The sequence below is a fragment of the Absiella sp. AM09-50 genome, assembly GCF_003433845.1.
GTDB classification, from domain to species: domain Bacteria; phylum Bacillota_I; class Bacilli_A; order Erysipelotrichales; family Erysipelotrichaceae; genus Hoskinsella; species Hoskinsella hominis.
In genome coordinates, this window is record NZ_QVFI01000015.1 from 48,519 (window position 1) to 64,896 (window position 16,378).

Consider the following 16,378-nt stretch of genomic DNA (forward strand, 5'->3'; position numbering starts at 1 on the left):
GATTTTATATGGAAAAGCATACAAATGTCTTATAATCATCATAAGTTTTACACTTTTGAAGTAAACTATGTTAAAATATAAGATAGAGAAAAAAGAGGGCGCATATGGAAGAAATTAAGCATGGATTTACAACAAGAGAAGCCTGGTTTGATGCTTTTCAAGTGTATTTCACAAAAATAATCGAAATTGATGATAAAACACATACCCTCATGAATACCAGTTTAAGCTGTGATGAATGGATTGAGGATTTTAAGCGACAATCTAATGAAATCAGAGCGCTGTATCTGAAAAATGATCAATTTAAACAACAACATATTCATTATTTTGTAAATCAGCCGGAAAACTGGACAGAGGAAGTCGCAGATTCATTATTAGCGTATATCTATCGTTACTGGTCCAGAATGGAAGATGTAGAAGCAATCTATGCGATTGCTCAGTCTTTACAGACATATTATGAAACAAAAAATGATGAAATCGCAATCATGAAGTGTAAGGCTGTTTTACTATATTGTTACACCTATCTGGATGAAGCACATTTTCATGATATCTGTATATCCCTTTGTAAAGAATTAAGAGCGCTATATATCAAACATTATGATGAACTGAGCGAAGAAGATAAAAGCATGGGATTATCGATATATGATATTTTAAATTATGTACGTTATACCAATCTGGTCATTGGTGATGACTTTAAAGATGTATTTGATCAGGTACTGTATCCTGATTATTTAGAATCAATTGAAATGATGGAACGGTTCATGAAGGAAGCGGATATGAATCAGCCATTAAATCAAATTGTTCCATATATGATTTTAAACGTCAAACGCAGGTTTGCGGAGATATCCTTTCGATTACATAAACAAACTCTGCGTAAAGATCAAATGGAAATTGTGAAAAATATCGCAGAAGAATTGGTATATCTACAAGAAGATATTGATATCAATGGACAGGTTGAAAATCTGATATGTTTTTATATGGCACATCGTTTTGAAACTAATTATACCAGTGAAGAACTTGTGGAAATATTTATGGATGGTATCCGTAATCTGAACGCAAGCCATCAGGTAGAGGAGCAATTAGATATCAAACAGCTGATGGAAACCATGGAGGCTTTCTCACTTGCTTTACAAACCCTTGGGGAAGAAGATCCAGAGAGTGTAAAATCCACGATGCAATGTTGGAATGACTATCTTGAATATTTATTAAAACAGCCATACAGTAAAGGGATGGCACAGCAGATTAATCAGACCATCTATCATTATATTGTGCCATTGATGAAATATATGGATGATGTAGATGATATCTTTAAATCATTATTGAATATAACAGTCTTTCGTCAGCTGCAGACAGCGATTCATTCCTTGATGGTAGGAAGAAGTGCAAATCTGATCATGCAGTGTATCATTGATAAACAGCCTCATATATTAGTAGATGCCAAGCTTTTTTCAACAATTAAAGAAGTGAAAACAAATAAAGAAGAACTGCTTTCCTTTGTATCAAAAGCATCACTTGTACATGATGTAGGAAAACTGCTTTGTACACAGGTGATTAATATGCAGTATCGTCGATTGATTGATATTGAATATGAAACAATTAAATTCCATCCGAACAGCAGCTCGACTATACTATCAGATATTCCCTCCTTATCCATCTACCATGATATTGCTATTGGGCATCATAAAAGTTTTGATGGAACATTTGGATATCCAAAAGAATTTGATAATACAGCATCCCCACAGCGTATATTAATTGATCTTATCAGGATATGTGATAGTTTAGATGCTGCCACAGATACCTTCGGTCGTTTGTATGCGGCTCCTAAAAGCTTTCAAACTGTATTAAAAGAGTTTCAGATGTTAAAAGGAACCAGCTATTCTGATGTATTGGTAGATTTCATATCGGAACATGAAGATGTCCAACATCAATTAGAAAATCTATTGGAGGAAGAACGCGAACAAGTTTATGTAGAAATGTATCATATCATCAAAGGATTGTGAGGAAAAACTGCTTGATCCATGTAAAAAAGTGTGGAAAAAGCGGTTTTTTTCGTATTCTACAAATGTTGTTTGTATTTCTATCTATGAAATGTTATAATGCAACATGTGACTTTGGAGGTAAAGAAAATGATAGGAACAAACAATCTAAGCGTTCGTTTTGGCGCTAGAACATTATATAAAGATGTAAATCTGAAATTCACAGATGGAAACTGCTATGGATTGATTGGTGCCAATGGTGCTGGTAAATCCACATTTTTAAAGGTACTGGCAGGCGAACTGGCACCGGATACCGGAGATGTATACATGGGACCACATGATACGCTGTATACCTTAAAACAGGACCACTTTCAGTTTGATGAATATCCCGTATTGGAAACTGTATTGATGGGAAATGAAAAGCTGTATCAAATCATGAAGGAAAAAGAAGCCTTATATACAAAGGAAGGCGAATTTACAGAGGAAGATGGACAGCGTGCCGGAGAATTGGAAGAAGCATTTGCGGATATGGATGGCTGGAATGCGGAAAGTGATGCTGCTATGTTACTATCAGGACTAGATATTCCAGTAGATTTGCATACATCCTTAATGAAGGATATTACACCTGCACAGAAAGTGAAAGTATTATTGGCACAGGCGTTGTTTGGAAAACCAACAACATTATTATTAGATGAGCCGACCAATGGTTTAGATTTAAAAGCAGTCGCTTGGTTAGAAAACTTTCTAATCAATTATGAAAGTACTGTCATTGTCGTATCCCATGACCGTCATTTTTTGAATAAAGTATGTACCCATATCGCTGATGTGGATTATGGAAAAATCAAAATCTTTACTGGAAACTATGACTTCTGGTATGAATCTAGCCAGTTATTAAGTAAACAGTTAAAAGATGCGAATAAAAAGAAAGAAGATAAAATCAAAGAACTGGAAGCCTTTATCGCAAGATTCTCAGCAAATGCTGCCAAGAGTAAACAGGCAACATCACGTAAAAAGATTCTGGATAAGATCGTATTGGATGATTTACAGCCATCTACCAGAAAATATCCCTTCATTGATTTTAAATCAGAAAGAGAATCAGGGAAATCTATTCTGTTTTTAGAAAATATCGGTAAAAGTGTAGAAGGCAACGAGCTGTTACATAACATCAGCTTTTCCATGATGAAAGGGGATAAAGTCGCATTGATTGGAAATCCTTTACAAACATCATTGTTGTTGAAGATTATCGCAGGCGTTGTAAAACCAGATGAAGGAAGTATTGAAATCGGACAGACGATCACACCATCCTATATCCCGGATGATAATACAGAATATTTTGAAGGTGAGCAAAGTATCTGTGACTGGTTAAGTCAGTATACGAATATTGAAGATATGGCATATATTAGAGGATTCCTTGGAAGAATGCTGTTTAGTGGAGAGGAAGCATTAAAGCCGGTAAATGTATTATCCGGAGGAGAACGTGCACGCTGTATGTTATCGAAAAGTATGCTGGAAGCACCAAACCTGTTGCTGTTGGATGATCCAACCAATCATCTTGATTTGGAAAGTATTCAGGCCTTGAATAATGGACTGGTAAGCTTTAAGGGAGAAATGATTTTTACATCCCATGACCACCAGTTTATCCAGACAATTGCCAATCGTATTATCGAAATTACAGAAGATGGCATCATCGATCGTCGTATGAGCTATGATGAATATTTAGAGCGTGAATTAGGTATTGAAGAATAGAAGCAAATCAGCAGGGCTTTTCCTTTTACAATATAGAGGAAAACCTGCTTTTTTTACGCTGAAATACGTCGAAAAAACGCATTCTGCCTTGCGAAACAAGAGGGTTTAAGGTATGATAGATATGCAAAATTGAAAGGATGACGATATGAAAAAGGTAAGAACAAGATTTGCACCTAGTCCAACAGGCTATATGCATATAGGAAACTTAAGAACAGCGCTGTTTGAATATCTGATCGCAAAACATGAGGGAGGCGACTTCATTTTACGTATTGAAGACACTGACCAGGAACGTTTGGTAGAAGGTGCTGTAGATATTATTTATGATACGATGAAAGAAGTCGGATTAACACACGATGAAGGACCAGACATTGGTGGTGACTTTGGACCATATGTACAATCTGAGCGTTTGCCAATGTATAAAAAATACGCAGATGAATTGGTTGATTTAGGTGGTGCCCACTATTGTTTCTGTGGGGAAGAAGAAATTGAAAGACAAAGAAAAGAAGCAGAAAGCTTAGGTATTTCATTTAAATACGATGACCCTTGTAAACACATCAGTGTAGAGGAAGCAAGAGAACGTATCGCAAAAGGTGAAAAATATGTTGTAAGACAGACTATTAAACATGGTGGAGAAACTTATTTTGATGATGAAGTTTATGGAAGAATCGAAGTAGATAACAGCATTCTTGATGAATCTGTATTATTAAAATCTGATGGCTATCCAACTTATAACTTCGCCAATATTATTGATGATCACCAAATGAATATTACACATGTTGTACGTGGTAACGAATACTTATCATCTACACCAAAATATAACCTGATTTATCAGGCATATGGATGGGATATTCCTACTTATGTACACGTTCCACCTGTTATGAAGGATGAACAGCATAAATTAAGTAAACGTAATGGAGATGCAAGTTTCCAGGATCTTGTGAAAAAAGGATATCTGCCACAGGCAATCTTAAACTACATTGCATTACTTGGATGGTCACCTGAAACAGAACAGGAAATCTATACATTAGAGGAACTAATCAAAGTATTTGATATCAAACGTATCAGTAAATCACCAGCAATCTTTGACATTGATAAACTGACATGGATGAATGGTATGTATTTACGTGCCATGTCTGAGGAAGAATTCTTTGAAACAGCAAAACCTTATATCGAAGAAGGTGTACATAAAAATGTAGATTTGCGTTCTGTTGCGAAAATCTTACAGCCTCGTACAGATGTATTAACAACAATTCCAGAAGCAATCGACTTTATAGATGAGCTTCCTGAATATGATAATGCAATGTATATTCACAAAAAGATGAAAACAACATACGAAATCGCATTAACAGCATTAAAAGAAGCCACAAAAGTATTAGAAGAGCTTCAGGATTGGTCTAGTGAAGAAAAGATTCATGAAATCTTATTAGCCCTTCCAGCAACCTTAGGCATGAAGAATGGTCAGGTATTATGGCCAGTACGTACTGCCATTACTGGTAAACAGTTCACACCTGGTGGTGCAATCGAAATAGCACATATCCTAGGTAAAGAAGAAACATTAAAACGTATTGCTTACGGTATTGAAAAACTTGAAAAAGAAGTAGCTTAATTTTAAAAAACATCTTTCGTATTGATGAAAGATGTTTTTTTGTACACAAAAAATGATTATATATGATGGATAACTGTGGTAAATCAGGATATCTTCAAATAATCGATATATTATGTTGCAGAAAAAAGCAATAATACTAAAAAGTGTAAAAATAAAAATGAAAAATACAAACGGAAAGGGTTTACATGTAACCGTATCCACATTAAAATGTATATGTCAGAAAGGAAAAAGGATATTCTGATAGTGATGAGGATTTTTGCAGATCATCAAAAGTGTTTAAAATAGTATACTATATGAGACGGCTGATTTCAGATGAAAATCAGTCTTTTTTTATGCCTTTATACTGAAAAAAGAAGGGTTTAAGACTTTCTTTAGTATATATAAAATAGTATACATTATGACACACAAACGATGATTAATTAATAAGAAAGGCAGGCGATGAAAAGCTAAAATTTTGTTTGATTTAATTGTGAAAAAAGATAAAGAAATTTTGGAGGGAACATGAAAAATAAAGCGATTCTAAAGAAAATTGGTCCAGTATCTTTGGCGACTGTCATGTCCTTAACGGGTATTTATGGATATGCAACACCGCTAGTACAGGTACACGCAGCAGAAGACGCAGAAACACAACTAGGTTCTATTATTGATGTTAAAAAAGTAGAAAAGAATATTGTTGAAATTACATACCAAAATGGATATAAAGGAAGAGTTACATTTCTAGAGAATGGGATTTTCCGTTTCAATGTTGATCCAAGTGGTAAATTTGAACAATATGCAACACCTAATAGTAAATCTCATAAAGCAACAATACAGACAAAATCTGATGAATCTGATGATTATTCTAAGCCTGAAGCTTCGTTAAACGATGAAAATGGATTCATTCAATTAAGTGCAGGTAATACGATAATTGAATTTGATAAAACTACAGGTATGATGTCAGCAAAACGTACAGATGGAACAATTGTATTCAAAGAAAGCAAGCCACTTTCTATTGGTTCAGGATCAACGACACAGACATTAGCAACATCTGATGATGAATATTTCTATGGTGGAGGTACTCAGAACGGACGTTTTTCACATAAAGGAAAATCAATTAATATAAAAAATGAAGGTGGATGGACGGATGGACAAGTTTCATCTCCAAATCCATTCTACTGGTCAAATAAAGGTTATGGTGTATTACGTAATACTTTTAAAGAAGGTAAATATGATTTTGCTAAATCAGATAGTGCGAATATCACAACAAGTCATGATGAAAATGAATTTGATGCATATTACTTTATAAGTGACAGTAGTGATATTTCTACGACTGCCAATAATATTTTAAATGAGTATTATGAAGTAACTGGTAACCCAGTATTATTACCTGAATATGGTTATTATTTAGCTCATCTAAATTGCTACAATCGTGATGGTTGGCAAGAAGGTGGAAAAGAATGGAAGCTGGAAGATGGAAAATGGTATGAAGAATTAGGACAGTCCTATGATTATGTTATACCAGAAGGTACAAAAGTAGAGTCATTGAATAATACACCTCCATCAACATTGATTGATAATTTTAAAGGTGTAATTGATGATAGTACAAAGAAATTTACAGCACAGGCTGTTATTGAAGGCCATGAAGCAAATGATATGCCATTAGGCTGGTTCTTGCCAAATGATGGTTATGGCTGTGGCTATGGTCAAAATGGTTACCACGAGGAAAGAACAGATGAAGAAAAAGCAAATAACGATTGGACACGTGCTACGCAGGCTGTTGATGCGAATGTGAACAATTTAAAGGATTTTACTGATTTTGCAAATCAACATGGTATCCAAGTTGGTCTATGGACACAGGCAGCTTTAAATCCAGAAGATTCTGAATTAGATGGAATGTATCAGGGATTCCAGACTTTACGTGATTTTAATAAAGAAGTAAACACTGGAGGCGTAAGAGCATTAAAGACAGACGTAGCATGGGTTGGCGAAGGTTATTCTATGGCCTTAAACTCAGTGAAAACTGGATATGATGTCTTAGCAAAAACAAACACACGTCCTATGTTGGTTTCATTAGATGGATGGGCTGGTTCACAGCGTTATACAAGTATGTGGACTGGTGACCAGTATGGTGGTCAATGGGAATATATTCGTTTCCATATCCCTACATATATTGGACAGAGTTTGTCAGGTAATCCTAACGTAGCAAGTGATATGGATGGTATCTTCTCTGGAGATTCAATTACTTCTACAAGAGATTATGAATGGAAAACATTTACATCTGTTATGTTAGATATGGATGGCTGGGGATCTCTAGCTAAAAAACCATATTATAATGGTGATCCTTATACAGGTATTAACCGTATGTATTTGAAATTGAAGGCACAGTTAATGCCATATCTATATACAGAAGCACATAAAGCAGTTGATGGACTTCCAATGATCCGTGCAATGTTCTTAGAAGAAGAAAATGCTTATACATTAGGTACAGCAACACAGTATCAGTATATGTATGGAGATAATTTCTTAGTTGCGCCTATTTATCAGGATACAAATGCAGATGATCAGGGAAATGATATCAGAAATAATATCTATCTTCCATCTACAGCTGATACATGGATTGACTACTTTACAGGTGAACAGTATCGTGGTGGACAGGTTATTAACAACTTTGATGCACCATTATGGAAACTTCCTTTATTTGTAAAGAATGGTTCTATTATTCCAATGTATGAAAATCACAACAATCCATCTGCAATTTCTAAGACAAATACAGAAGGTCTGGATAAATCAAGAAGAATAGTTGAATTCTATCCTTATCAAGATTCTTCTTACGATGCAATTGAAGACGATGGAATTTCTATGACACAGAACAGTGATGGAACAGTTGATTATGGTAGTAATGTGAAGACACATTATACTTCAAGTGTAAAAGGTACAACAGCAACATTGACCGCAAACAAATCTGAAGGTGGCTATCAGGGATATGATGCAAACAGACATTCTACATTTGTTGTAAATGTATCTGAAAAACCTTCTAAGGTTACTGCTATAAATGGTTCTACAGATATTAATGCAAAAGAAGTAACTTCTTATGAAGCATTTGAAAAAGCAGCAAAAAACAATGAGGCTGTATGGTTCTATGATGAATCTCCAAATTTGAACAAATATGCAAAAGATGATGAAGGATTTAAAGATACAGCAATCATTACAACTCCAAAATTATATGTATCATTTACAAAGACAAATGTTAATGAACAAGCACAGACATTGGTGATCGAAGGCTTTAAAAATGATGCTGATTTAGGTGAAGAAACTTTAAATAAAGATCTGAGTACACCTGCAAACTTAACGGCTGCAGAAGAAACAAAGACACCAACAAGCATTACATTAACATGGGATGAAGTAGAAGATGCAACAAGTTATGATGTAGAAGCAGATGGTATTATTTACAATATTGGAAATAATACAACTTTCACTCATGAAGATTTACCATATCATTCTACACATACTTATCGTGTACGTTCAAGAAATATCAAGGGATATTCTGAATGGAGTAAAGAATATGAATCTATATCATTAGAAGATCCATGGAAAGATACACCTACACCAGAAAATATTACATGGGAAGGCGATATTTATGGATCTCATACTCCAGATTTAGCATTTGATAATTTCTTCCAATCAGGTGATGGAGGCTTCCATTCAGATGGAAACTCTATTGGACAAGCATTAACTGTTGATTATGGAAAAGGCTATCAGTTAGATAAAGTAGAATATTATCCACGTGATGATGCTAGTAATGGCACCGTGACAAAAATGGATGTATATACAAGTCTTGATGGTAAAAACTGGAGTGATGCTAAGAGCTTTACTTGGGAACGTAGTGCAGATATGAAGGAAATTCCTTTAAAAACTACAGCTCGTTATATTAAATTTATTCCTAGAGAATCTGTTGGAAACTTCTTCGCTGCAAGTGAAATAAAAGTTTATAAAGTTGAAAATACTAATGGATTTGCAATCGGAAGTATTGCGCAACAAGGTAAAGATACACCAGATGATGCAGATTATCAAAACTTAAGAAGTTATCTAGGTATTTCAAATAAAGATAAAACATTTGAAAACCAGGTAGCAAATTATGGCTTAGATATCAATATGAATGGTGTATATGATGTATATGATTATGCATTTACAATGTTCAAACTTGATGGTGGAACTAAAAAATCTGGTTCTGTTGCAGGTAATGCATTATTACTTCCTAGCAAAAACACGGTTAAGGCAGGAGAAACATTTACAATAGATGTATATGCTACTGATGTAAATAACTTAAATGCTTTTGGACAGGTTATTAATTATGATCCTAATAAGCTAGAAATTAGTAAAAATGATATCCAAGCTACTCCATTTGTAGCACAAATGGAAAACCTTTCTTCTCAACAAAGATATGATGATACAGCATATGTTGATTTAGCATTTGTCAATCGTGGAGATAAGAAATTGTTTAGTGGTGAAGGAAGTATTGCGACAATTACTGTAAAAGCCAAAGCAGATTGTAATGTAGCAGATGTCATTGATTTGAGCACAGTTACGTTGATTGGACCTGATTATAGTTATATTGAATCAGCAATTAAAAACGATATTACAATTCCAGAAATTCCACTAGTAAGCACAGCAGCAGAATATGGTCGTGAAGAATTTGATATCACGATGACAAATGATGTGTTAACTGAGGATAAAGAAGGAACTAATGTTGAAAAAATCATTAATGGTGGATCTCAGGAAAGTTATGATCTGTTATTTGATGGTAAGAAATCAGGAAGACAATTTGAATTTGTTTGGGATACAGGTAAAAATGTTTTAGCACCTGAAGTTAAATTGCCAACAACATTCCACTTTACATTGAAAGAGGCTAAGCCTTTAAATAATGTAAAAGTTTATAATTCTAATGAAGGAAATGGATATTTATTATCAGCAGATGCAATTTTCTATTATGAAGATGGCACATCTGAAACAGTATCTATTGATGAAAAACAGCAGGTATTCTCATTTGATGCTTCTTTAGAGAATGCGGATAAAAATGTTATTCGTGTTGATGTCATAGCGAAAACTTCTAATGGTTTAGCAAATGAGAATAATGATCCAAGAGAAAACCGTATGTTAACATTAGAAGAAATGGAATTCTCTTACATTAAAACAGTTAAAATTGAAAAGATTGAAGCTAATGACAATGCAAAAGAACTTTATGTTGGGGATATTAGTGATATCAAAGCATTGGTAACACCAAATGAACCAAATCCTTATTACACAGTAAGTAGCTCTAATGGAGAGGTTGCATCCATTATTACATTAGCAGATGAAAACAATCTTCCAGTTTATAAGGTACATGCATTAGCTGCAGGAGAAACTGTTATTACAGTTACATCCGCTGCGGATAAGAATATTAGCACTTCTTATACATTGACTGTTAAAGAAGGTATCAATATTACACCTTTAACAAAAGCAATTGAAAAAGCACGTGAATATACAGCTGATACCTATATAGAAGATTCATATGCAGCATTACAGGCAGCTGTAAATGCTGGTACGGATTTACTAAATACACAGGATTATACAAAAGCACAGATTGAATCTGCAGCAGCAGATATTCTAAATGCAATTGCAAATTTAGTTGTAAAACCATTAAATGAAGGAAATTTAATTAATACTTCAAAGGATTCATCAGTTTCAATCATTGATTTCTCAAGTGAATGTACACCTGAAGAATTAGAAGATGGTTTGGCAGCAAATGTATTAGATTATAACGAAGAAACATATTGGCATTCAAATTATGATTCAAGTATTGGCATGCCACAATGGTTAACATTTGATTTAGGTGATATCTATAAATTATCTGATGTAACATTCTTACCACGTATCAATGGTAGAAATGGGGATATTTTTGAAGCTGAAGTACTTGTTAGTTTAGATGGTAAAACATATACAAAAGCTGGAACTTATACATTTGATAATGATGGAAAGAATCTGACAAACCGTGATCAGTGGAAACGTATGCCTTTCAACACACAAATGGCACGTTTTGTAAAACTAAATATTGTTCATGCTGGTGGAGATAGCGCAGATGCATATGCTTCTATGTCTGAAATTCGCTTCTATGGTGTAAAAGCTATAGATAAGAGTGCTTTACAGGAAAAATATGATCAATATAAAGATTTTAAAGATGATAACTATACACCTGCTTCTTATACAGCTTTACAGAATGCAATAAAAGATGCAGAAAAAGCATTAAATGACAAAACAGTACTTCAAGATGAAGTAGATGCTGTCCTTGCTCGTTTAAATGATGCTATCGAAGGCTTAACAAAACAGGCAGATAAGAAAGAACTTCAAAAAGCAATTGACGCTTCTAAAGATCTGAATAAGAAAGATTATACTTCTGCTACTTGGTCTGAATTTGAGAAAGCATTAGATAAAGCAATTAAAGTGAATGCTGATTTAAACGCTACACAGGAATCAGTAGATACTGTATTAGCAGATTTGGATAAAGCAAAAGATGCGTTAAAGAAAGTAGAAGACAGCAATACACCAGATAATCCAGATACACCGGATAATCCAAACACTCCGGATAATCCAAATACACCTGATAAACCAACACCAGACACACCTAATGGAGATAACACTCACGGTAATTCTGGAAATAATGGTTCAAGTAACAATGGTTCAGGTAACAATGGAACATCTGATGAAAATGTAGATACATCAGATACTACAAATACTGGTTTATTAGCTGGAACAATGCTGGCTGCTGGACTTGGCGCTGCATTCCTGCTGAAAAAGAAAAAAGAAGAAACTGAATAAGCATTGTATGAATTAGGAATTGTATCTTCAATTACTTCGCATTAAAAAGTCGTACAATCATAAACGTAAAGGAAGATATAGCCTGAATCAGGCAATCAGGAAGAACTATGTTTGTGCATGGTTCTTCCTTTTCCATATTTAATATTTGAAACGAAAAATAGTTTGATGAAAAGAGGATAGACATGAAAAAAAGATGGATGAGCATATTTTTATGCTTAATGTTATTAACTGGATGCTCAGGATATGAAAGAGATGATTCTCCAGGGTACATAACATATATAACATTGAATGATATGAAACAGATGATGGAAGATAAAAACGAATTTGTGATAGCTTTTACACAGTCTCTTTGTGGATATTGTCAGGACTTTCATAAACTATTTTCCGAATATTCAAAAAATCATCATGTTATTATTTATGAAGTATTGTTAGATAACGAAAGTGGAACACCAAATGAAAACAGAAAACTGATTCAAGAATATTTCCCAGGCTTTGATACAACACCTGGTATCTTTTACGCAAAAGATGGAAAGGTGTATGATCAATTATCAAATGTAAAAATCACAGAAGAAGTATTTGATAACTGGGTACAAAAAAATCAGTTAGATGGAAAAGAATAAAACAAGGAGACGAATTATGAACAAAGAACAAAATCGAAAAGAAGGAAATGCGCATATCTTGTTTAACGTTATGACAATTTTATTATTGATTTATATGGTTTATACAATATTTATGACATATTCACAATTATCATCGTATTGTGAACAATATAATACAACGATGATGGCACAATGGTCTTACTGTCTGCTAGCAATGACAGCAGCAGTTGTTCCATGCCTTGTATATGCATGTACATGTTATGGCATTGGTATTATCATCAAAAATCAGCAGACAAACATATCAAAGAAGTAATCTTTATGAAGGTGTTTTGGATATGTTTAATGATCATCATTGCGGTTCTTATCATAATCTTTCTGATAAGAGGATATCATCTATATCAAAGAAAAAAACGAAGAAAAGCAAAAAATGATTTTGAAGGTATGTATTTGTTAAATGAAAAGAAACATAAAGTAAATTGAAAAAGACGATATATTGAGCAGGGCAATTTCGTATCTGCTCTTTTCGTGCTATAATGGTCAACAGGAAGTGACCAAATATGGAAAAAGAAATCATTGAACAAAGAATTCAGCATTTTATGGAACTAAGAAATACCAAAACAGGAACCATCAACGCTATGCTGGAGATGGAATTATATGCCTATGATCTGGAACAAAAAACTATTACATTAGCATTTCCAGTACGCACTTGGGAAGCAAATCCAGTTGGCAATATGCATGGTGGAATGATTTGCGCAATACTAGATGTAACAATGGGATGTGCAGCTTATGTATTCTCACAAGCGTATTTTACACCAACGATTCAAATGTCTGTGAATTTCGTGAAAGGAATACCATCAGATGAAGTATTACTGGTAGAAGGAATCTTAGATCATGCAGGCAGCCGTATGGCACAGGCACGAGCAATCGCAAGATTACAGCGCACAAATGAAGTAGCCGCCACAGGAAATGGCAGTTACGCAATGAATCATAAGAAATGAGACAGTGATGTGATGAAATCACTGTTTTTCTTTTACAAAACATGCTAATATGTAAGAAAGAAAGACCAGAGGGGCGTATCATGAAAATTGTACAACTAAAGTATTTCATAGCAGTTATCGACTATGGCAGTATCAATAAAGCCGCTGAACGACTATATGTATCTCAACCAAGCTTAAGCCGATCCATTCAGGCATTAGAAAATGAAATAGGAAAACCATTGCTTATACGTTCCAATCATGGCGTATCCATGACACCAACCGGGCGTCTGGTTTATTACTATGGACAATCAATTATAAATGAATTAAATACATTGGAACGGTTAAAAGGATTAGATGAAAAATCTATTTACTCAAAACTGAGTGTATCCAGCAGTTCTATCTTTTTAAAAGACGATTTGGTGTTAAAATGTTATGAAAAATTAATATCCAGTGAAACAGAAATCCAGATGATTGAAACAACTACAGAAGAAGTGTTTGAAAATGTGGAAAACTCAAAATCAGAAGTTGGCATTGTGATTTTAAATGATATGCAATTGATAATATTCAAAAAAATGGCAGAAATCAAAGAAATTGAATATGAAGTACTAGGCTCAGGTCCTATTTATATTCATATGAATGAAGAAGATCCATTAGCTAAAAACGATACCATACGTTTTTCTGATTTGATAGACAGAACCTTTATTCATTTACCAAATGATTTCTTTTCTGATATCAACAAGAGTATTAATATCAACGGAATGCAGCTTTCCACATTTCCCAAGGTTTTGATCATGCGTAACTATCATGCCATGTTAAGTATCGCAAAACATACATCTTCTTTTTTAATCGGCCACAAATGGCAAGTAGAAGAATTAAAACATTCTCATATGAAAAGCCTTTTGTTAAAGGACAATGATTTACAAAAACATTTTATTATCATTAAACGTAAAAATCATGTACTATCCAGTGCTGGTCGTATTTTTATAGATATCATCCATGATACATATAAACAAGTTTAGTTATACAATTTGAGTATAACGGGTAATTAGGTAATAAGCATTATACAAAAAAATCTCCTTGGAATATAATAGTGTTGTAAGGTAAAGATAGCAATCAGCTTATCATTACTACATTCTTATATAAATATCGGAGAGGAGATATTATTATGAAAAAGAGTACACTATTATCATTCGTCACAGCAGGTGCTATCGTAGCAACTAGCGTTGGAACATATGCAGCATGGGATACATTAGAGGCAACAGTAGGAGGTACAGTAAATTTTGGCAATCCAGTAACAGTTTCTACTGACGCATCTGCAGCTTATACTACAACAACTAGGGCATTAAATACTAATCCTAAGGCTACAAGTATTGTGAATTTTAAAGTTGTAGATGAAAACAGTTTAGGTACAACTTTGAAATTGAAAGGAGCTACTACTGATGCTTCAATAAATGATTTAGTAGATATTTCCTTTGCGAAAGAAGGAACTCCTGATACAGCAATAACTGAGGATACGGCTTTTGTAAAAGATGCAACTGGTAATAAGTATATCGTTACTGTGCAACCAAAAACGACTATAAGTGATGAACAATTAGCTACACTTAATAATAAAGATATTACTGTAAATGTAACTGCAACATTAGAGTAAAAGCCGTAATCCTACGGCTTTTTTCCTAGTCAGAGAACGTATTATGTAGTAAAATGTAAGAAAGACAAGGGGAGTTGTTTATGCGATGAAACTGCTAAAGAAAATAACAACCTTTTTAAGTGCTATTGTAGTGATAGCACTTTTGGTGTTTGTTGTTTGTATGCAGATGTATCCAGAGAACACTTCCAGGGTGGTAGGATTTCGGTTTTATACTGTATTGACGAATAGTATGGAACCAATAATTCCTACATATTCTCTTGTTTTTAGTAAGATGATAGATGAAGATGAAGAAATTGCACCAGATACGATTGTGACATTTAAGGCGAACCGCTTTGGGCAGGATATCCTGTTGACACATTATTTCCGTAAGACACAGGAAAAGGATGGTGTGTTGTATTATCGTACACAAGGGGCAACGGCGCCGGATTATGATAATTATGAAACAAGCAGGAAAGATATTATTGGTAAGTATGTTTTTCATGTGCCATATTTGGGGAAAGTCTTTTTGTTTTTGAAAAGTAAGTTTGGCTTTGTGATGTATGGGGAACTGTTTGTGATCTGGTTGATCAATAAAACGATTAAAACACGTTGGGATGAGAAGGCCAGAGAAAAACGTATCAAGAAGAAACGTGCTTTTACCATTACAGAACTTGCACTTGAGGAAGGAAAAGATTGTCTTGTGTTAAGTGGATATTTAAGAAACAATATGAAGAAACCGGTACACTTTGTGATGGCAAGATTGAAATTCTATGATGCGAATCACAACTTGGTAAAAGAAGATTTATGGTATCTTGCGGATAAAACGTATCTGAAGCAGGATGATATGGTGAAATTTGAATATCTGCTGCTGGATTATGAAGGCATTGAAGACTTTGAAATTCATGTGATTAAATATAAGCATTAGCTGATGGTGGAAAAACTATCAGCTTTTCTTTTTGAAAATGTGAAAAGCGCTTGCGAAATCATGGATTTGGGGTACAATGAATAAGGATGAAAAA

The 16,378-nt window shown here is 34.1% G+C and carries 10 protein-coding genes; all 10 read left to right on the forward strand.

Features of this window, described 5'->3' with window-relative positions; translation table 11 throughout:
• Positions 1-104 precede the first annotated feature (104 nt).
• The 10 genes from DW114_RS13035 to DW114_RS13080 all read left to right on the forward strand — a co-directional run bounded on the left by DW114_RS13035 (position 105) and on the right by DW114_RS13080 (position 16,284).
• Positions 105-1,997 (forward strand): HD-GYP domain-containing protein, encoded by a 1,893-nt coding sequence (locus tag DW114_RS13035; RefSeq protein ID WP_117454198.1) that lies wholly within the window; start codon positions 105-107, stop codon positions 1,995-1,997.
• 126 nt (positions 1,998-2,123) lie between these two features.
• Positions 2,124-3,719 (forward strand): ABC-F family ATP-binding cassette domain-containing protein, encoded by a 1,596-nt coding sequence (locus DW114_RS13040; protein WP_117454199.1) that lies wholly within the window; start codon positions 2,124-2,126, stop codon positions 3,717-3,719.
• Positions 3,720-3,864: 145 nt separating this feature from the next.
• On the forward strand, positions 3,865-5,325 hold the full coding sequence (gene gltX, locus DW114_RS13045; RefSeq protein ID WP_117454200.1) for a glutamate--tRNA ligase: 1,461 nt from the start codon (positions 3,865-3,867) through the stop codon (positions 5,323-5,325).
• A 501-nt stretch (positions 5,326-5,826) separates the two neighbouring features.
• Complete coding sequence (locus DW114_RS13050; RefSeq protein ID WP_117454201.1) at positions 5,827-12,156, forward strand: discoidin domain-containing protein; 6,330 nt, start codon at positions 5,827-5,829, stop codon at positions 12,154-12,156.
• 182 nt (positions 12,157-12,338) lie between these two features.
• Positions 12,339-12,776: a hypothetical protein gene (locus tag DW114_RS13055; protein ID WP_117454202.1), complete on the forward strand. Its 438-nt coding sequence runs from the start codon at positions 12,339-12,341 to the stop codon at positions 12,774-12,776.
• Between the two features lie 16 nt (positions 12,777-12,792).
• Entirely contained in the window at positions 12,793-13,068 is a 276-nt protein-coding gene (locus DW114_RS13060) for a hypothetical protein (RefSeq protein WP_117454203.1), read from the forward strand.
• Positions 13,069-13,486: 418 nt separating this feature from the next.
• Entirely contained in the window at positions 13,487-13,753 is a 267-nt protein-coding gene (locus DW114_RS22200; RefSeq protein WP_394336426.1) for a PaaI family thioesterase, read from the forward strand.
• 80 nt (positions 13,754-13,833) lie between these two features.
• Positions 13,834-14,751: a LysR family transcriptional regulator gene (locus DW114_RS13070; protein WP_117454205.1), complete on the forward strand. Its 918-nt coding sequence runs from the start codon at positions 13,834-13,836 to the stop codon at positions 14,749-14,751.
• A 146-nt stretch (positions 14,752-14,897) separates the two neighbouring features.
• The gene (locus DW114_RS13075) at positions 14,898-15,380 is read left to right on the forward strand and encodes a hypothetical protein (RefSeq protein ID WP_117454206.1); all 483 of its coding nucleotides are present in this window, start codon (positions 14,898-14,900) and stop codon (positions 15,378-15,380) included.
• Between the two features lie 85 nt (positions 15,381-15,465).
• Entirely contained in the window at positions 15,466-16,284 is an 819-nt protein-coding gene (locus tag DW114_RS13080; protein ID WP_117454207.1) for a signal peptidase I, read from the forward strand.
• Positions 16,285-16,378 lie beyond the last annotated feature (94 nt).

What these genes read in the sequence shown, in the direction of transcription:
- DW114_RS13035 (WP_117454198.1), top strand. Translation starts at nt 105, where the DNA reads ATGGAAGAAATTAAGCATGGATTTACAACAAGAGAAGCCTGGTTTGAT.
- DW114_RS13040 (WP_117454199.1), top strand. Translation starts at nt 2,124, where the DNA reads ATGATAGGAACAAACAATCTAAGCGTTCGTTTTGGCGCTAGAACATTA.
- gltX (WP_117454200.1), top strand. Translation starts at nt 3,865, where the DNA reads ATGAAAAAGGTAAGAACAAGATTTGCACCTAGTCCAACAGGCTATATG.
- DW114_RS13050 (WP_117454201.1), top strand. Translation starts at nt 5,827, where the DNA reads ATGAAAAATAAAGCGATTCTAAAGAAAATTGGTCCAGTATCTTTGGCG.
- DW114_RS13055 (WP_117454202.1), top strand. Translation starts at nt 12,339, where the DNA reads ATGAAAAAAAGATGGATGAGCATATTTTTATGCTTAATGTTATTAACT.
- DW114_RS13060 (WP_117454203.1), top strand. Translation starts at nt 12,793, where the DNA reads ATGAACAAAGAACAAAATCGAAAAGAAGGAAATGCGCATATCTTGTTT.
- DW114_RS22200 (WP_394336426.1), top strand. Translation starts at nt 13,487, where the DNA reads ATGCATGGTGGAATGATTTGCGCAATACTAGATGTAACAATGGGATGT.
- DW114_RS13070 (WP_117454205.1), top strand. Translation starts at nt 13,834, where the DNA reads ATGAAAATTGTACAACTAAAGTATTTCATAGCAGTTATCGACTATGGC.
- DW114_RS13075 (WP_117454206.1), top strand. Translation starts at nt 14,898, where the DNA reads ATGAAAAAGAGTACACTATTATCATTCGTCACAGCAGGTGCTATCGTA.
- DW114_RS13080 (WP_117454207.1), top strand. Translation starts at nt 15,466, where the DNA reads ATGAAACTGCTAAAGAAAATAACAACCTTTTTAAGTGCTATTGTAGTG.